We start from the raw sequence: 18251 nt of genomic DNA, 5'->3' as shown, positions 1-18251 counted from the left end.
CCTGGGTCAACCGTTCTGGTCGTGAATGCAACACGTCCAGACTTCCGCGCTCGCATGGGACTGTCCATGACCAAAACGACGGGATCCATGCTTACTCGTCCACGGCATTGGATGACTAGGTAGGCAGCGCGCATGCTTGACGTCATGGAAACGCCCGATCCCTTCCCGCCGGCGGATCCCCTCGGCGAGGCACTGCACTTTCTGCGAATGAACGGCGCGTACTACTGCCGCTCCGAGCTCACCGCAGCCTGGGGCATCACGCTGCCGCCAATGCCGGGATACCTCTGGTTCCACGTGGTCACCTCGGGCCGGTTCTGGCTCGAGACCGGCGAGCAGGAGCAGGGATGGATCCAACTCGGAGACCTCGCGCTCGTGCCGCACGGGGACGGTCATGTCCTGCGCAGCGAACCGGGTGCTCCAGCGCCGGGGATTCTCGACCTGGAGCGTGAGCCCGTCAGCGATCGCTACGAAATCCTTCGCCACGGCGAAGGTGGCGCGCCTACCAGCCTCATCTGCGGGGCCGTCCGCTTCGAACACCCGGCCGCAGCCAACCTGATCGAGATGCTGCCGAGCACGATCCACATCGAGGCGTCCAACTCACCCCGCCTGGAGTGGATGCGCAGCCTCCTACGACTGATGGCCTCTGAGGCCGGCGAATTCCGGCCCGGAGGCGAGGCCGTGATCACACGCCTCGGGGACATCCTCGTAATTCAGGCAATCCGCGCTTGGATGGAGAGCGACCCGGCCGCGCAGAAGGGCTGGCTGGGAGCACTCCATGACCCCCAAATCGGCCGCGCCATCTCAAACATCCATCGCGACCCCGCTCGGCACTGGACCGTCGCCGCGCTGGCCCACGAGCTGGCAATGTCGCGCTCCGCGTTCGCCGCTCGCTTCACCGATCTAGTGGGCGAGCCGGTGATGAGCTACGTCGCACGCTGGCGCATGCACCTCGCGGTAGCTGCACTGAAGGAGGAGAGCTCCACCGTCAGCCAGCTCGCCGACCGGCTCGGCTACCGGTCCGAGGCCGCGTTCAGCCGCGCCTTCAAGCGCATCATCGGCGTCTCGCCGGGCGCGATTAGGAGAAGCACCAGCGATCAGGACCGCGCGCTGACCGCCGCCACACCAGGCTGAGAGCGCGACGCAGGGCGTCTACATCGGCGTGCGTACACGCCGCGAGGTCCATGCGCGCGACGCCGTACCCCCGATGACGGTGACCGACGGACGCCCACAAGCCCAGCTCCGACCACTCTGGACGCGTTGACGAAACGCCTCTCGAACGGAGCGAACACCATGACTGTCACGACTCCCCGACCCGCGGCCCCACGCCACCAGATGTTCCTCGACGAGGTGGTCACGCGCCTGACCCAGTGGCTGGCCAAACACAGCATCGACCTGCTCCGCGTCAGCCTCGGCGTGGTCTTCCTCGGCTTCGGCGTCCTGAAGTTCTTTCCCGGCGCCAGTCCAGCCGAAGCCCTGGTCGCCCGCACGATCGACACGCTGTCACTGGGCATCGTCTCCGGCCGCGCGGCAGTGCTGCTGACCGCGGTCGCCGAGTGCGTCATCGGCATCACCCTGATCAGCGGCAAGTTCCTCCGCGCCGGCCTACTGGTGCTAGCCGCCTCTCTGGTCGGCATCATGTCGCCGCTGGTCCTCTTCTACGGTGACATGTTCCCCGGCACGCCCACACTGGAGGCCCAGTACGTCTTCAAGGACATCGTCCTGGCGACCGGCGGCATGGTGGTAGCGGCGCGGGCACTGGGCGCCCGGCTGGTGCAATGACCCCAGCCCCGGCCGATGGGCTCCACCTCTACGGGAGGTGGAGCCCATCTCCCGTAGTGAGCCGGCGCAGCACCGCGGGCTCGCCCACGGTCGGGGGAACACCTGGTGGCCGGGCTCGTAGCCGAACGACACCTGATCGAGCTCAAGTTCAGGCTGCTTCCCCGGCGGAGGCGTCGATGTTGCGGTTGACCGCTGCGGAGCCCCGGTCCGGCTTGTGACGACTCACCGACCGGTCGCGGGCAGGTCGAGCTGGTGGTCGCCGCGCAGGATGGCGCTTTGCAGCTCGCGTAGTCGCCGTCCGGGGTCCAGGCCGGTGTCGCCTGCGATCCTGGCGTGGGCGATGCGATAGGTGGCCAGCGCGTCGGCGATGAGGCCGGACCGGTACTGGGCGAGCATGAGCTGACCAACGAGTCGCTGCCGGTGCGGGTGCTGGGCCACCATCTCGACCAGCGTGCCCAGTACGCCGGTGTGGTTGCCGACGTGCAGTTCGGCGTCCAGCCGCTCCTCCTCGGCCGCCAGTCGCTCCTGGATGAGCCTGTGGGTGAGTCGGTCGACGATCTCCGGAGGGCCGGCGTCGGCGAGCGGGGTGCCTCGCCACAGGGCCAGGGCCCGGCGCAGCGGGCCCAGCCGGTCGGCGTGGCGCGCGGTCTCCCGCGCCTGCTGCACGAGCGCCCGAAACCGGTGGACGTCGACGCACTGCGGGTCGGCGCGCAGCGTGTACCCGCGTCCATGGGTGGCCAGTTCGGCCGGCCGGGCGCCTTGGCCGAGGCCGAGCGCCACCCGCAGCCCGGAGACGTTGACCGCGATGGCGTGCCGCGCGGTCCGCGGCGGAGATCGCGGCCACGTGAGGTCGACCAACCGGTCGACGCTGACGACACGGTTGATCTCCAACGCCAGCAGCGCGAAACAAAACCGTTGTTTTCGCGGCCCGAGGGCGAGGCGGACCCCGTCCAGCCACGCTTCCACCGGGCCGAGCAGTCGAATGTCCATCGCCCCTCGTTCCACATCGGACATTCATTAATGCCTTTCTGACACTAACTGTCGTCACCCATTAGTGTCAAGCTGACATTTATGACGTAGTCTCATGGTCATGGCCGCCGTATCGCGAAGGCACGCCCGCCTCTACGTCACCGTCGACCTGGTGATCCTGACCATCCGGGAGGAGGGCCTGCACGTCCTGCTGGTCGAGCGCGGCAAGGAGCCGTACCAGGGACAGCTCGCCCTCCCCGGCGGGTTTCTGCGGGAGGGCGAGAACCTCCCCGACGCCGCCCGCCGGGAACTGGCCGAGGAGACCGGCCTGGACGACGCCCGCCTACACCTGGAGCAGGTGGCCACCTACGGCGAGCCCGGCCGGGACCCGCGGGACCACGTGGTCACCGTCGCCTATCTGGCGATCGCGCCCAGGCTGCCGGTCCCGATCGCCGGTTCGGACGCCCGTCACGCCCGATGGGAGCCGGTGGATCGGGTGGACCGGCTCGCCTTCGACCACAACGACATCTTCGCCGACGCCCTCGAACGCGCCCGCAGCAAGCTCGAGCACAGCACGCTCGCGACCGTGTTCTGCGCGGAAACGTTCACCATCGGGGAGCTCAGAAGGGTGTACGAGGCGGTGTGGGGCGGTCCGGTCGACGCACGCAACTTCAACCGCAAGGTGACCGGCACCGACGGGTTCGTGGTGCCGACCGGCGAGACCAGGCGCTCGGTCCCCGGCCGACCGGCGGCGCTCTACCGCGCTGGTCCGGCGAAGACGCTCTATCCGCCGATGCTGCGCACCAACATCGGAATGGACACGGATTAATACCATGCGCCCGTGACGCGGTCGCGGGATGCTGGTGTGGACGTCGTCGTCCTCACCGCGCTGGGTCTTGAATACGACGCGGTGTACCCGTACCTGGCCGATCCGCGGGAGCACGTCGACTCCGACGGCACGCGCTACGCGGTCGGCGTGCTGCGCGGCGGCGCCTGCCGGGTGGCCCTCGCGGTCATGGGTCCGGGCAACGTGGCCGCCGCCGCGCTGACCGGCCGTGCCATCGAGGAGTTCCGGCCACGCGCGCTGTTCCTGGTAGGGATCGCCGGCGGGCTCGTGGACGACACCAGACTCGGCGACGTGGTGGTGGCCACCCACGTGTACGCCTACCAGGGCGCCCGGGCCGAGCCCGGCGGCACACGGGTCCGCCCGAAGGGCTGGCCGCTGGCCCATCGCCTGGAGCAGATCGCCCGCGGCGTGGCGCGTACCGGTGACTGGACCGCGTCGCTGGGCGGCGGCGGTGGCGGCGCCCGGGTGCACTTCAAGCCGCTGGTCTCCGGCGACGTGGTGCTTGACACCCACACCGGACCGATCGCCGAGACGATCTTCCAAAACTTCAGCGACGCGATCGCGATCGACATGGAAAGCGTCGGCGTCGCCGAGGCCGCACTCCGCAAGGACTTCTACCGGGCGGTCACCATCCGAGGCGTGAGCGACGCTGCCGGCGGTCACAAGCGGCGCACCGACGCGCATGGCTGGCAGCCGCGCGCGGCGGTACACGCGGCCGCCTTCGCGGTCACCATGGCCGAGCGGGTCGTCCGACCGGTACCGGCGCCGCCGCCCGCACGGCGGGCCGAGACCGGACCGTGCCCGTACCCCGGCCTGGCCGCGTTCGGCGAGCAGGACGCCGACCTGTTCTTCGGCCGCGGCGAGCTCGCCGACGAACTCGCCGACCTGGTGACACGGCGACGGTTCGTCGCCGTCACCGGTCCGTCCGGCAGCGGGAAGTCGTCGCTGCTGCACGCCGGGCTGAAGCCACGCCTGCGCCCGCACGGGTGGGCCATCGCCGCGTTCCGCCCGCTGGCCGGCGTCCCCGCCGCCAAGGCCCTCGCCGCGGGCCTGCTGCCGCTGCTGCACCCGGAGGGCACCGACACGTCGCCGCGCCGGGCCGCGATGGCCGGCATGATCGCCGACGGGCGGCTGCCGGACCTGGTCGGCACGGTGCTGGCCGAGACCGGCGCGGCTCGCCTGCTGGTGTGCGTGGACCAGTTCGAGGAACTGGACGAGGGGGCGGCCGAAGACCTGGCCGGACTGCTGGCCAGACTGGCCACCGGTGCCCTGCCGGTGCACGTCGTGTTGACGCTGCGCACCGAGGCGCTGGACCTCGCGGCCGGCCGGCTCGGCCTGGGCGAGCTGGCCCGCACCTCCGTCTTCCTGCTCACGCCGATGCGGCCCGACCAGCTCCGGGCCGCCATCGAAGCCCCGGTCGGGCCGACCGGCGTCACCTTCCAGGAGGGCCTGGTCGACCGGATCGTGGCGGCTGGCGGCGCTTCGGCCTCGCTGCCGCTGATCCAGTTCGCCCTGACCAGGCTGTGGGAGGAGCAGGACGGGCCGCTGCTGACGCACGCCGTCTACGACGGCTTCGGCGGCTTCGAGGGCGCGCTGGCCGGGTACGCCGAACGGGTCTGGGCCACGGACCTCGACCCGGACGAGCGGGCCGCGGCCCGCCGCCTGTTGCCTCAGTTGACCCGCCCGATCGGTGCCGACGGCGTCGTGCGCCGCACCGCCCGGGCGGGCGCGCTGGACCCGGGCCTGCGGCCCGTGGCACGGCGGCTGGCCGCCACCAGGCTGGTGGTGGAGAGCGTGGACGCGGGCGGCGAGCCGGCCTACGACCTGGCGCACGCCGCCCTCGCGACGCACTGGCAGCGCCTGGCCGGCTGGCTCGCCGAGGAACGCGACTTCCGCGCCTGGCAGGAGGATTTGCGCGAGAGCCAGCAGCGCGGCGAGCCGCTGCGCGGGCAGCGGCTGTCCGAGGCCCGGCGGTGGCTGCGCGAGCACCCCCAGGACATCACCGGCGAGGAGCGCCGGTTCATCGCCGGCAGCCTGCACCGGCACCGCCGCCGGACGGCCGCGTGGCGCGGCGCCGCTGCCCTCATCGCCATCCTCGCCCTGCTGACCAGCACGCTGACGGTCATCCTGACCAAGCGCGGCGGCGAACTCGCCGAGCAGGTGCGGCAAAACGCCGCGCACGCGCTGGTCACCGACGCCGGCGAGGTCGCGCCGAACAAGCCGGACACCGCGGCGCTGATGACGGTGGCGGCGTACCGGGCCAACTCGGACCCGACCGTACTGGCCCACCTGGCCGGCCAGTACCAGCGGTACCGGTCGACCGACCGCCTTCTCCCCAGCGACGTGACGTACCTGCGACAGGTGCGGGTCAGCACCGACGGCCAGGTGATCGCGGCGGTCGGCACCGGCGGCGGCGTGCTCTGGCGCCTGAACGAGCAGCCGGCCACGCCCGTGTACCTCGACAGTGGACTGACCGGGATCGCCCTCAGCCCGGACGGGCAGCGGGTGGCGGGCATCGACGGGTCGAGGCGGGTCGCCGTCTGGGGGCAGGACGGCGCCAGGGTGGCGCTGGGCGAGTTCGGCAACCTCCTCACCGGTATCCCCTCGCTGCGCTTCGCCCCCGACGGGCGGCGCCTGCTCGCGGTGCAGCCCCGCGTCGGCCTGAAGGCATGGGACGTCGAGGGCCGGGCCGTCACCCTGCCCGCGGACGCCATCGATCAGGTCAGGGACGCCGAACGCGTCCAGGCGTGGTTCGGCCCATCCGGAGACGACCTCGTCGTGGCGGTGAACGGCACACTCACCGTCTGGGACCTGAGCACCAACGAGGACGCCCGGATGACCGGGGCCGGCGCGAACGGCGCGGCGGTCAGCAGCGACGGGCGTACGGCGTACACGTGCGCGGGCACGACGTTGACCGCCTGGAACCTCGTCACGCGGAAGAAGACCTCGTTGCCGGCACCTGGCGCGCGGTGCCCGGATCTGTCCGACTACGCGCTCGACGAGAGCGGCAGCGTTATCCACGGTGGCGTGCCGACCGACCACAGTGGTCGTTTCCTGGTCACCGGTGCTCCACTGGAGGGCCGCAACCAGCACCTCCGCGTCCGGGCGTCCCTCATGGACACTGAGAGACGCGCCATGGCGTATCCGGTGCTGCCGCCCAACAGCGGCCCCGTTCTCGCGTACGACATCGCCGCTGTCGGCGACACCGTCCGGGTGGTCAGCGCGGCCGGTTCGGCGATCGCGGTCGTGGACCTGGCACCCGCCGACTTCGCGCCGCTCAATCGAGGCCTCGAGCCGGACTTCGCCGCCGGCCCGCTCCTTGGGCCGGGACAGCCCGTGGCCGCCACCGCCGCCTCGAAACCCCCGGCTCTGTCCATCTGGGACACCGACACCGGCCAGCGAGGAACGACGGTCGCGGCCGGCAAGAACGAGACGCTGGTGCGGTTCGCCGCCGACGACCGGCTGCTGACCCGCGTCGCGCCCAACAATCTCGTGGTGCGGGACGTGCCATCGCTCGGCGTCGTGGGGCGACGGTTACCGCTGCACACCGAGCCGGAGGTGGTCGCGAACGGGCTCTTCTACGGCCTCTGCGCGGCCGACACCCCCGATCCGGACATAGTCGCCGTTCTCTTCGCCGGCTACGCCAGCCGGATCGACCTGCGATCTGGCACGCTGGTCGACCGGATCCGACTCTGGCGCGACCGGACGGAGCTGCCGACCTTCGCAGGCACCAACAGCTGTTCCCTCCGACCCCGACACGACCAGCTCGCGTTCGACAACAGCCGCACGGTCGAGGTGTGGAGCCTGACGGATAAGGCATGGGTGGCCAGTTTCCCGCTCGACCGTCCCGCCGAGATCGTGGACGTCAGGTTCAGCACGGACGGCAGCCACCTGGCCGTACTGGGCGCGGACGGCGCGCTGGACGTCTGGGACGTGGACCAGCGGCTGCGCGTCATCGAGGCGCTGACCGTGCTGCCAGCCGGCCTGCCGTACCACTCGATCGTGCACTTCCCGACCCGCGACCGGATCATCGTCAAGATCGGCGGCGGACTGCGGATCTGGGATCTGGCGCGCGACTCCATCATGGCCGAAATCGACATCGACTCGCTGAACGTGCGGCCCGTGCTCTCGGCCGACGGTGACACCCTACTCATCTGGATGCGGTCCGCCGGCCTGATGCGGATGCCGCTGGAACCGGAGCGCTGGGCCGAGCACCTGTGCCGCGCCATCGGCCGCGATCTGACCGCCGCCGAGCGCCGCACCCTCCCCCCGGGTACGCCCGGCACCCCCGCCTGCCCGCACTGATCCCGCGGCGCCTGATGAGCTCCCGGTTGCCGCCAAGAGCTCACCAGACGCTGATCAGCGGACGGGATCAGGGACAGAACGACTTGTGGGATTCGGCGTTGTCGTTGCCGACGGGGGTGCCGCCGAGATTGCGCCAGCGGTTGGCGCCGACGGGAGTCGAGTTGCCATTGTGGTTGTCGTCCGCGTAGAGACGCACCTCGCAGTCGGTGCGGTTCCATACCGACGACGCCTCGTTGATGACCTCGCCGCCCACGATCGGCCAGCTGTCGTTGCCGTAGTGGTAGTCGGCGTCACCGCGCGCCCAGTCGATGATCGGGCCTTCCCGGTTGCTGTTCTTGTAGACGCAGATCTCTCCGGGATCGCAGACGCCGTTGCGTAGCGGCGCGGCGACCGTCACGTCGTCGCTGTCCGGCGCCGCGGCGGCGACGCCGAGCCAGCCGCTCGCGGCTGCGCCGGCCACGGCGTCCGGCGCGTCGGCCGAAGTCAGGCCGGCCTGCGACTTGCCGCTGTCCACCTGCGACTGTGTGCCGGCGTAGGCGGGTGTGGCCGAGGGTGCGAGGACAGAGGCGAGGCCGACTGTCGCACCGGCCATGGCCAGCAACTGCCGGCGACGATTTGCAGTGTGCACGAGAATCTCCATTCTGGTTGAGTGTTCTATCGGTCGTCACGATGTCGACGTGGTGCAGGCCGTGAAGAGGCGGCGATCGGGCGCGCGCCGGCCGGCGCCGGATCACCGTGCGTCCTCGATGGGCTCGTCGCGGTAGATCGCGCAGACGAACTGATCCCAGTACCGTCCGGCGTAGTAGTGGTGGTCGCGCAGCACGCCCTCAACCTGGAAGAGCCGATTCTCGCCGCTGCGCAGTTGCGGCCAGTTGAAGCCGGGGACCTCGAGGTACAGCTTGCGCAGCGGGAACGTGTGAAACAGATGCCGTGCGAACAGCGCCACTATCTGCGCGGCGAGCCCGGTGCCAGCGCATCGCGGCTGGAACACGGCACCCAGATACGCGTGCCGCAGGCTGACGTTGGCGCCATATGCGACAACCAGACCGACAGGCTCATTGTCCTGGGCGCGCCGGGCGACATACTGCACGAGCACCTGCTTCCACAGGTCCGCGGTGAACCGGTCGAACGGTGGCGGGGCGCCGCGGTACCGCCAGCGAAAGCAGGTCTCCGGTTGGATGGCGAGGGTGTACAGAAAGCCCATGTCGTTCGGTTCGATGGGAGCCAACCGGAACGCGTGTGTCTCTAGCACCGGGACGAGCGGATCGACTGCCGGTTGCGCTCTCGCGGTGACGTCGGTGGGCCCGACGGGGTGCGGGTCCGGACCACCGGTCACCCGGATGGACAGGCCGGGAAAGGTCGCCTTCTCCAAGAGCGACAGCACCCCGCCAACACTCGTCGGCCGGCCGCTGGCGGAGTCGAGAGTGACGCCGCCGGCTTCCAGCCAGGTGAGCAGCCGCATCATGGCCAGGCTGTCCAAGGCCAAGTCGTCGACGAGCCGGGCGGCGTCGGGCAGCGCGGCGTGGTCGAGGCCGAGAAGGTCGGCAAGCTCGCGGCGGTACGCCTCCCGGCTCGGCGCCACCCTGCTCGGGTCAACTCTGCTCGGGTCACCTCTGGTGTCGAGGGTGGTCATCGAAAGCTTCCTTTCTGGACTGGTTGGATGATGCGGGCGCCGTCGAACTCGCCGGCCAGGTACCGGCGACGAGTCTCGGCGCGGCGAAGCTTGCCGGAGGAGGTCCTGGGCAGCCGCCCGGGTAGCAGCGTCACCACATCGGCCGGAGTCAGGCCGACCTCGTCGAGCACGGCGACGGCCACGTCATGGCGTAGCTGTGCGGGGTCCGCGGCGCGGGACTCGACCGCGACGACGAGCCGGTCGCCGGCATCGTGTGGCACGCCGAACGCGGCGGCGGCGCCGGGACGTACGCCGGACACCTGGGCCGCGGCCTCCACGTCCTGCGGGAAGATGTTGCGGCCAGCGGCGAACAGCACATCCTTGTACCGGCCACACACCACCAGCTCGCCATCGACGAGGTAGCCGAGGTCTCCCGTGCGCAACCAACATCCGGCCGGTGGCTGCGGCTCCCCCCAGTAGTGGCCCACGACAGAGGGGCCACGGATCTCGACGTGTCCAACGACCCGCTCGCCCACCGGGGCACCGGTGTGCCGATCGACCACGCGCAGCGTCGTACCCCGGACAGCGGGGCCGAGCCGGACGAGCCGCCGGGCCGGGCCGCCCGGCGTGGCCGGTACGGCGCGAGCGTGATGCTCCAGAGCACCTGGGTCGACGGCATCGACCCGCACGCCAGCACCCAGCGAAGAGAACGTGACGGCGAGCGTCGACTCGGCCAGCCCATACGCTGGCACGATCGCCAACGGGTCCAAGCCGTACCGGCCGGCGGCGCCGGCGAACTGGTCCATCATCTCCGCGTCGACCGGTTCGCCGCCGGTCAGCATGAACCGCACCGCGCGCAGGTCCAGCTCCTGATCCGCGGCCAGCAGGCGGGTCATGAGGTGGTACGCGAAGTTCGGCGCGCCGGTCGTCGTGGCCCGGTGCCGGGACAGCGCCTGAAACCAGCTCGCCGGACGTCGGGCGAAATTGAGCGGGGACTGCAGCACCAGCGGGCAGCCGGCAGACATCGGCAGGATCAGGAACCCGATCAGTCCCATGTCGTGGTAGAGCGGCAGCCAGGACAGCATCCGCGTAGGTCGGGGGCCATAGAAGTCGATCGCTTCCTTGATCGCCGCGATGTTCGCCGCCAGGTGCCGATGGGTAACCGGCACACCCCGCGGAGCCCGGGTAGAACCGCTGGTGTATTGAAGGATCGCCAGATCCTCCGGCGCCGGCCGGTGCGGGCTCGCGGGCACCGCCGCCCGCGCCGAAACCGCCAGTGCGGCCAGCGACACCACCCGAGTCACCTCGGCCAGCGGGGCCACGTCCGACTCCGCGACCACCAGGTCCAGGCCCGCGTCGGCGGCGATCGCGACCAGGTTACCCAGCCGACCCCGGGCCGGCGGCGGCAGGACGGTCACCGCCGCGCCGAGCAGCCACACCGCCTGAAGCGCGGCCACTAGGTCCACCCCGGTGTCACCGACCAGGCCGACCCGCGACCCACGCCCCACTCCGCCGGCGGCCAGCACGGTCGCCATTCGCCGGGCCTGCCCGTGCACGACCGCCCACGGCACCGCCGCGATGGTCTCGCCCGCGCCGCCCAACACAGTTAGCGCGCAGGTCCCACCGGCCCGATCAACAATCTCATCCACCACCGTCCGCATGGATGCACGATGAACCGCATCGGTCACAGTCGGATCAGAACCGGCCGGTACCACGGCGGAACGGGCGAGTCGATGTTGTATTTGGCCGGCGCGCTGCGGAGGCCGGGCCTGCCGGAAGGGTCGATGTCAGGCCGCTGTGGCGAGTTCGAGCTCCTGGTCGCGGCTGGGTGCCTGGGCGGCGGCGGGCGACGCCTGGGTCGTGTCGGCGTAGCGGGCGGACAGGGCGGTGTACGCCCGGGAGCGCATCGCCACGATCGTCATCACCAGACCGATCAACCCGGCACCGATGAACAGCAGCGCCATCGCGCGGTCCGGGCCGGTGCCGAACCAGCCGCCGATTGTCGCCGCACCCGCGCCGGTTGTCATGAACGGGATGACCCAGACCTGGGCGATGGGTCCGATGAGGAACGAGGTCACCGGCGAGGCCGCGGTCTCCAGGCTCTGCGCGAAGCCGAACACGCGGCCCTGCGTGGCCAGCGGGACGACGCGCTGGATGACGGTCTGCTCGGCGCTCTCGGCGACCGGGATGAGGATCAGGTAGATCAGGAAGCCGATGGTCAGCATGACGATCGAGGACCGGATCGGGAACAGGATGGTGACGGTCCACATCGCCATGTTGGCCAGCAGCAGGACGCGCACCGGGCGGGCGCCGAGGCCGCGGCGGGCGACGATCAGGCCGCCGATGATGAAGCCGGCGCTGCTGATGGCGAGCACCACGCCCCACGCCTCGACCGACACCAGCGTCAGGCCGTACGGGTCCATCAGCGCCATGAAGACGCCGCCCAGCAGGTTGTTGAAGGTGCTGAAGTACAGGATGGCGAGCAGGCCGGGCACCGCGCGCACTGCGGCGAGAGCGCCGCGCAGGTCGAACGCCGGGGCGTTGCCGGACTGCGGCTCGGGAGCGGGCTCGGGCAGCGAGATGGTGGACAGGTGCGCCAGGGCCAGCCCGGTCAGTGTCAGGGTGATCAGCAGCGACCAGCCCATACCGAGCAGCCCGATGGCGAGGCCGCTGAAGACCGAGGTGAGCGCGAACGAGATGCCGTTGACGGTGCCGACCAGGCCGTTAGCCCGGGCATGCTGCTCCTGCGGAACCAGCAGCGTGACCGAGGTGGACAGCGCGATGGTGCGCAGGTTCCCGGCGACGGCGCCGGCCAGCACGAGCAGGGTGAGCCCCCAGAACTCGGGCCGGCCCAAATCGCGGAGATTCTCCGCCGGGGTGACCAGGTAAAGGGCTCCCGCCAGTGCGTACGCCGTCAGCGACGCCACGCTGGAGACCAGCATCGAGGTTCTCCGCCGATGCCGGTCGACGAAGGTGCCGAAGTACAGGCCGCTCCCGGCGAGCATGAGCATGTATGCGCCACCGACCACAGAGGTCGCGATGACGGACTTCGTCTCCAGGTAGGCCCAGAAGGTCAACGCGAACCAGATGAGGTTGTTCGTCATGCCGGCCAGCAGGGTGTTGGCAACCAGTCGGTGGAAGGTGCGCATCGTGTCCGCCTTTACTATGATGACCGTAGTGACCTATCCTGGCGTCAGGCTATTTCACTATCATCATCATAGTCAAGTGGGTGACCATGAAACGCGCGAGCGGCAAGTCGCACTGCCCGATCAACTTCGGCCTCGAAACCTTCGGCGACCCCTGGTCGTTGCTGATCGTGCGCGACATCGTGTACTTCGGTAAGCACACCTTCAAGGAGTTCCTCGCCTCCGAGGAGAAGATCGCACCCAGCGTGCTGTCCGCCCGACTGACCCAACTGGAGGCAGCAGGAGTGCTCGTCAGCAGTCCCGATCCGGCCGACCGGCGACGAGTGAGCTACCAGTTGACCGAGACCGGGCTGGCGTTGATCCCCATCCTCGTGGAGATCGCCGCCTGGAGCGCACGCGTCGATCCACACACACAGGCCCCGATGGAGTGGGTCGACCTGGTCGATTCACGGAAGCCGGAGATGATCGCGATGATCACCGATACGGTACGCCGAGGCGGGTGCGTCTTCATTGGCGAGAACAGCGTCCTAGCGAAGCTGGGGGCACCGACGCTCGGCTAAGGCGCGCTTGGCAAGTCGTCGGGGCTGCCGGCCCCGCCCGACGCGCGGCCGCGGCTGGCCGACACGAAGGATAGGGATCTCCTGACGTTCTCGTGGGTGGTTTCAGGCCCGGCCTGGTAGTGGGTGGCGTCTCAGCATCCTGACGCAACCCAGCCACACTGTCCGCCGAGGATCTCAGACCACCCCCGGACCGCCGACCATCTGTAGAACCGTGCCCAGGCCGTGCACCGGGCCTTGGGTCCGAGGCAAGATCAACGTTCGGATCTTCAACGAAACTCCGCCGACGTCGTCTCTGGGGCTGTCGCCGACCATCAAGGTTTGGCTGCCCGGAACATCAAGCAGCTCCAGCGCGCGGGCATAGATCGCCGGGTCGGGCTTCACCAGACCTACTTCAAAGGACAGCACTACACCGTCGAGTAGACCGCTCACACCGACCCGATCGAGGAGCGGACGAATGTCCAGCCCAATATTGGACAGCACCACGATTCTGACGCCGCGCGACTTCAGTTCTCGAAGGACAGGGAGGGTGTCGATGAAGGGCACCCACTGATCCGGCATCACTGCGTACAGCGCGGCGATCAGATCGGGTTTGATGCCGGGATACAACGCGACCGTCCTGTTGAAGACGTCCCAATGGCGATCCTGGCTCAGATCGCGCTCGCTTCTGGGGTCGATCGTGTGGGCGTGCTGCCAGATCTGGTCAAGATGCTCACCCAGGCCCGCGATCTGGTCGGCGCTCAGGTCCGGCTCCGCGTTCCCCTGCTCGGCCAGACGGCGTAGAGCGGCCTCGATCCAACGACGGGCGTCGCCGCCCTCAACCAGCGTGGCATGGAAGTCAAAGATGACCCCCTTGATCGGTTCGGGCGCCTCGTTGATGATCACGCTGTAGCCTATCCGCCGCGCATCCTCGGCCTCGCATCAGAGTGCGATGGCAACCTTGTTCGTCGAGGTGGCCGACCATCCGGACTGGGTAACACTCAAGGAAGGTCCACCGGCGACCAGGGAGGCGGCGATGAAGGATTCGGCGGTCGCCGTCGCGGCAGCCCGAAGCTGTCCTGCGGGCCGACTAGTTGGCCGTCGTAGAGCCCGGCTTCTCACGAAGCCGGGCCCTCGTGCTGTACGCGAGTGGATCAGCGGGATAGACGGCGCAGGAATGCGTCGATCAAGCCGTTGGTGTCGCCGGGCACCAGGTTGGTGGCGGCCGAGGAGAAGGCGACGGATCGGCCGTCGCGGATGAGCACCCCGTCGTTGCTGGCCCCGTTGGGCTGTCCGCCGTCGGCCGCCAGGCTGACTCGGACGGTCGTGCCGGTGCGCAGGTCACGCAGGAACACGTCGGCCACGCCGTTGGTGTCGCCCGGCACCAGGTTGGCGGCGTCGGAGCCGAATACGACGTGCCGGCCGTCGGTGCTGATCATCGGGCCGTAGCTGCTTCCGCCGACGGTCTGTCCGCCGTCAGCCGCCAGGCTGACCTGGACGGTCGTGCCAGTGCGCAGATCACGCCTGAACACGTCGTTCACGCCGTTGGTGTCGCCGGGCACCAGCGCCGCCTCCGAGGTGAACGCCACGTAGCGGCCGTCCGCGCTCATCGTCGGGGAGACGGTGAGCGCGTCTGCCTGGGCGCCGGTGGTGGACACGTTGACCCGCCGGATGGTCCCGGTGCGTAGGTCGCGTTGGAACACGTCGTTCACGCCGTTGGTGTCGCCGGGCACCAGCGCCGCCTCCGAGGTGAACGCCACGTAGCGGCCGTCCGCGGTGATCACTGGCGCGTCGGAGGGGGCGTCGGCGTGCGCCCCGCTGACCAGGACGGTGGTACCGGCCCGCCGGTCACGCAGGAAGATGTCCGCCACACCGTTGGTGTCGCCGGGCACCAGGTCGGTGGCGTCGGAGACGAAGGCCACGAACCGGGCGTCGGCGCTGATGGCCGGCGCATAGCTGCGGGCGTCGGCCTGGGTGCCGCCGTCGGTCAGCGTGACCCGGCTGGTGGTCCCCGTGCGGCGGTCGTGGACGAAGCCGTCGTAGGCGCCGTTGGTGTCGCCCGGCACCAGGTTGGTGGCATCGGAAGTGAAGGACACGTACCGGCCGTCCGGGCTCATGGCCTGGCCGTAGCTGGAACTGTCGCCCGGCACACCGGCACTGGACGCGCTGATCCGGCTGGTGGTGCCGGTACGGCGGTCGCGGACCAGCACGTCCCAGGTGTTGTTGGTGTCGCCCGGCACCAGGTTCGGCGCGGCGGTGGTGAAGGCGACGTACCGGCCGTCCGCGCTCGCCGCGAAGGGCTCGCTGCGGTACTCCGTGGCCTGGCCACCGCTGCTGTCCACGCTGATCCGGCTGGTCGCCGGGGCCGCCGCGGCGGAGGCGGCAGGCGGAACGCCGGCGGCAAGACAGCCGAGCACGGCAATACCGCCGGCGGCAGCCAGGTGGACCGGACGGTGGGTGCGGGGACGGACATGCCGGTGCCGCATGGCAGGTGCCTCGAATCGAGTTGTCATACCCTGTTGGTCACCGGCTGGCCCCCGATTGTTCGCCGTTGTCCAGCACCCGACACCGGAGCGCGACGAGCCATCGAACTGCTCGCGGTCCCAACCCCGTCTGGCGCCAACGGGTCCGTGCGGCCCAGGCGTTCGCCGCCGCCACCGACCCCATCGGCCAGTTTCCCGACGTGCCACCGCACGACCTGCGCGCCGAACTCCTACGCGGCGCCACCACCATCCTCAGCAGCCCGGTCCTGATCACGTCACGCCCGGGGCAGGCTCCCTGAGATCTCGGCGATCGGTTCGGCGGCGTGCTCATTCCGGCCGAGGTGCTTCTGCTCTCGTCCACGATTTACGGTCGAGAAGACGGCCGGCGACCAGCGGTTCCGCCGCTGTCACCGCGAGTGCCAAGGCGGCGATCAGTCCGCCGGCCAGGGCGGTGCCGCGCGTTCCAAACGCCGGCAGGATGCCCGCGCCCAGCAGCGAACCGGCGGCGATTCCGACGTTGTAAGCGGCGGAGTTGCCCGCCGATGCCATGTCGGTACTTCCCGGTGCCACCGTCATGACTCGATTCTGCAAGCCAGTGGTCAGAGCCCCCATGGCGAACCCGGAGACGGCCAGCATCGCCACTGTCGGCACGGGAGTCCGAGCGAACGCGAACATGCCGAACAGCGATGCCGCGAGCAGGACCACGGGGCCGGTTACCGCCAGCCTCTGGTTACGGTCGCTGACAACGCCACCGGCGGCGATGCCCGCGAAGTCGGCAACACCCCGAATCAGCAACATCAGGCCGATGGCGGCCGGCGCGATGCCGGTGACATCGGTGAGGAAGACCGTCGTATACGTGAACACGGTGAAGAGACCCGCCACGGACAAGGCCGTGGTGGCGATCACCATCCAGTACCGGCCGCGGCTCGGGCTGCTCCCCGTGGCGGCGTGACTCTCGGCTACCGGAGCCTTGGGCATCACGACGACGACGGCCACGAACGCCACGAACGCCAGGCCGGCGAGGGCGTAGAAGGCCGCCCGCCAGCCGAGCTGCTGACCCAGCCAGGTGCCGGCGGGTACGCCGAGCATTGGACCGAGCGAGGCTCCGGCGAACACGACGGACGTCACCCTGCCCCGAATGTGCGGCGGGAACATCGCGGCCGCGGCGGGCGCGACCACCGCCCAGAACAGCGCCTGGGTCAAGGCGACCACGACTCTCGCGGTGAGCAGAACCGCGTAGTCGTGCGCGGTTGCCGAGACCACCGTGGCGATGACGAGGACCGCCAGCAGCGTACCCATCAGGAGCCGGCGTGGTATCCCCCGCGTCACGTGCGCGAGCGGCACGGATACCAGCACCACGGTGAGGGCGTAGCCGGTGACGAGGAGACCACCGTCCGATATGGACACGTGCATGTCCTCGGCGATGAGCTCCAGCAGCCCGATCGGGAGCGTCTCCATGGCGACGTAGCAGAACGCCGCGACGGAGAACGCCAACAGTGCGCCGACCGCCGCGTACGGCCGGCTCGTCCCGGGTACCGCTGATGGCGGGGCTTCAACCACTCGGTCTCCTCAACCCTCTCGTCACACGGTCGATGGCGGCGGTCAGGAGCTTCTCCGGGACCGGCGTGAGCGACCCAGTGACGCTCCAACACGGCCAACGTCCGACGCCATGCCCAACGAGGACGATTACCGCGCAGAGACGGCGAAGAGGGCCGCGTCGATGGCGTCGCTGAGCCGGCTCGGGTCGATTCCAGCTTCCAGGTCACCGAAGGCTCGCAGTACGGTCCGGCGGGCGTCGTCGTCGGTGGAACGTACTTCTGTGGCCGTGTTGCCCAGCATGCAGCCACGACCGGGGATGGCTCGGGCCCCGTCGAGTGCGTCGGTCAACAACTGGCGCACCCCGGACAGCGCCGGCTCTTGCGCTCGGAGTGCCGCAGCAGCCTCGCGTGCGTCTTCGGCGTAGTGGTCGAGGGCCTCAGGAAGATCGCGCGCTTGCCGCCGAAGGCCGCGTGCAGGCTGCTGGGAAGGACGCCCAGTTCGTCGCTGAGGTCGCGCATCGACGTGCCGACATACCCACGCCGCCAGAAGATTTCCTTGGCGTGGGCGATGACCTGGGTGTCGTCGAACGAGCGGGGTCGGCCGGTGACTGCCATGACGCGATGCTAGCTACAACGACTGGCACAACTCGTACGTCCTTCAGGACGACCCGGCCGAGGCAATCAACCAGCTCAAGCGAGACGGCCGGAACCTGGCACTGTTCGCCGGGGACGAGCGGCGAGCGCTGCCGCCGCAAATGGGCGTCGTTGACGAGTACCGGATCATTGTGAACCCGGTGCCCCTCGGTGGCGGCACCCGCGCTTGTTCGACGGCTTGTATCCGCGAACCGAACTACGGTTGACCCGGACGCGGCCGTTCGATTCGGGCGCACTTCTGCTCGTGTACGAGCCGACGCCCCAAACATCCAGCGCCATACGCCTGTCAACACGGCCGAGCGGCACCATACGCTGATCTGCCGGGTAGCGGCGGCGCATTGCTGCGCCGCCGCCCCCTCAGAACCGGACGTGCACGTTTCCA

At 69.8% G+C, this 18251-nt stretch carries 16 protein-coding genes; 6 read left to right on the top strand and 10 right to left on the bottom strand.

Annotated features, from left to right (window positions below):
• Positions 1-132: 132 nt before the first annotated feature.
• Positions 133-1131, top strand: coding sequence for an AraC family transcriptional regulator (locus tag V6V89_RS06190; RefSeq protein ID WP_334617975.1), 999 nt, complete (start codon positions 133-135; stop codon positions 1129-1131).
• 159 nt (positions 1132-1290) lie between these two features.
• Positions 1291-1779, top strand: a complete 489-nt coding sequence (locus V6V89_RS06185; RefSeq protein WP_334617974.1) for a DoxX family membrane protein — start codon at positions 1291-1293, stop codon at positions 1777-1779.
• 222 nt (positions 1780-2001) lie between these two features.
• Here V6V89_RS06185 and V6V89_RS06180 read toward each other — a convergent pair whose 3' ends face one another.
• Positions 2002-2769, bottom strand: coding sequence for an AfsR/SARP family transcriptional regulator (locus V6V89_RS06180; protein ID WP_334617973.1), 768 nt, complete (start codon positions 2767-2769; stop codon positions 2002-2004).
• Positions 2770-2869: 100 nt separating this feature from the next.
• Here V6V89_RS06180 and V6V89_RS06175 point away from each other — a divergent pair, with 100 nt between their 5' ends.
• Both V6V89_RS06175 and V6V89_RS06170 read left to right on the top strand, forming a co-directional pair.
• Positions 2870-3577 carry an NUDIX hydrolase gene (locus V6V89_RS06175; protein ID WP_334617972.1) on the top strand — a complete coding sequence of 236 codons (708 nt, stop codon included), beginning with the start codon at positions 2870-2872 and terminating at the stop codon, positions 3575-3577.
• Positions 3578-3589: 12 nt separating this feature from the next.
• On the top strand, positions 3590-7900 hold the full coding sequence (locus V6V89_RS06170; protein WP_334617971.1) for an nSTAND1 domain-containing NTPase: 4311 nt from the start codon (positions 3590-3592) through the stop codon (positions 7898-7900).
• 67 nt (positions 7901-7967) lie between these two features.
• Here V6V89_RS06170 and V6V89_RS06165 read toward each other — a convergent pair whose 3' ends face one another.
• The 4 genes from V6V89_RS06165 to V6V89_RS06150 all read right to left on the bottom strand — a co-directional run bounded on the left by V6V89_RS06165 (position 7968) and on the right by V6V89_RS06150 (position 12661).
• On the bottom strand, positions 7968-8528 hold the full coding sequence (locus tag V6V89_RS06165) for a peptidase inhibitor family I36 protein (RefSeq protein WP_334617970.1): 561 nt from the start codon (positions 8526-8528) through the stop codon (positions 7968-7970).
• A gap of 102 nt (positions 8529-8630) precedes the next feature.
• The gene (locus V6V89_RS06160; protein WP_334617969.1) at positions 8631-9533 is read right to left on the bottom strand and encodes a phosphopantetheine-binding protein; all 903 of its coding nucleotides are present in this window, start codon (positions 9531-9533) and stop codon (positions 8631-8633) included.
• Positions 9530-11173: an AMP-binding protein gene (locus V6V89_RS06155; protein WP_334617968.1), complete on the bottom strand. Its 1644-nt coding sequence runs from the start codon at positions 11171-11173 to the stop codon at positions 9530-9532. Before V6V89_RS06155 ends, V6V89_RS06160 begins: the two co-directional genes overlap by 4 nt.
• 126 nt (positions 11174-11299) lie before the next feature.
• Positions 11300-12661, bottom strand: coding sequence for an MFS transporter (locus V6V89_RS06150; RefSeq protein ID WP_334617967.1), 1362 nt, complete (start codon positions 12659-12661; stop codon positions 11300-11302).
• 86 nt (positions 12662-12747) lie between these two features.
• On the opposite strand from V6V89_RS06150, the gene V6V89_RS06145 reads away from it, so the two are divergent.
• Entirely contained in the window at positions 12748-13218 is a 471-nt protein-coding gene (locus V6V89_RS06145; protein ID WP_334618144.1) for a winged helix-turn-helix transcriptional regulator, read from the top strand.
• A gap of 174 nt (positions 13219-13392) precedes the next feature.
• Here the strand turns inward: V6V89_RS06145 and V6V89_RS06140 are convergent, their stop codons facing one another.
• Together V6V89_RS06140 and V6V89_RS06135 are read right to left on the bottom strand one after the other, a co-directional pair.
• On the bottom strand, positions 13393-14100 hold the full coding sequence (locus tag V6V89_RS06140) for an HAD family hydrolase (protein ID WP_334617966.1): 708 nt from the start codon (positions 14098-14100) through the stop codon (positions 13393-13395).
• Between the two features lie 248 nt (positions 14101-14348).
• A complete protein-coding gene (locus tag V6V89_RS06135; RefSeq protein WP_334617965.1) occupies positions 14349-15707 on the bottom strand; it encodes a TolB family protein in 1359 nt (452 codons plus the stop codon).
• A gap of 38 nt (positions 15708-15745) precedes the next feature.
• Between V6V89_RS06135 and V6V89_RS06130 the strand changes: the two genes are divergently transcribed.
• On the top strand, positions 15746-15976 hold the full coding sequence (locus V6V89_RS06130) for a hypothetical protein (RefSeq protein WP_334617964.1): 231 nt from the start codon (positions 15746-15748) through the stop codon (positions 15974-15976).
• 28 nt (positions 15977-16004) lie between these two features.
• Here V6V89_RS06130 and V6V89_RS06125 read toward each other — a convergent pair whose 3' ends face one another.
• The 3 genes from V6V89_RS06125 to V6V89_RS06115 form a co-directional block, all read right to left on the bottom strand.
• Positions 16005-17237, bottom strand: a complete 1233-nt coding sequence (locus V6V89_RS06125; protein WP_334617963.1) for an MFS transporter — start codon at positions 17235-17237, stop codon at positions 16005-16007.
• Positions 17238-17363: 126 nt separating this feature from the next.
• Entirely contained in the window at positions 17364-17567 is a 204-nt protein-coding gene (locus tag V6V89_RS06120) for a hypothetical protein (protein WP_334617962.1), read from the bottom strand.
• Entirely contained in the window at positions 17561-17830 is a 270-nt protein-coding gene (locus V6V89_RS06115; protein ID WP_334617961.1) for a helix-turn-helix domain-containing protein, read from the bottom strand. Before V6V89_RS06115 ends, V6V89_RS06120 begins: the two co-directional genes overlap by 7 nt.
• Positions 17831-18251: the final 421 nt, after the last annotated feature.

Origin of the sequence: Micromonospora sp. CPCC 206061 (assembly GCF_036906915.1) — a bacterium.
Classification (GTDB): domain Bacteria; phylum Actinomycetota; class Actinomycetes; order Mycobacteriales; family Micromonosporaceae; genus Phytohabitans.
The sequence above is the reverse complement of the archived record's forward strand: the minus strand, read 5'-3'. Positions and strand labels throughout refer to the sequence as shown.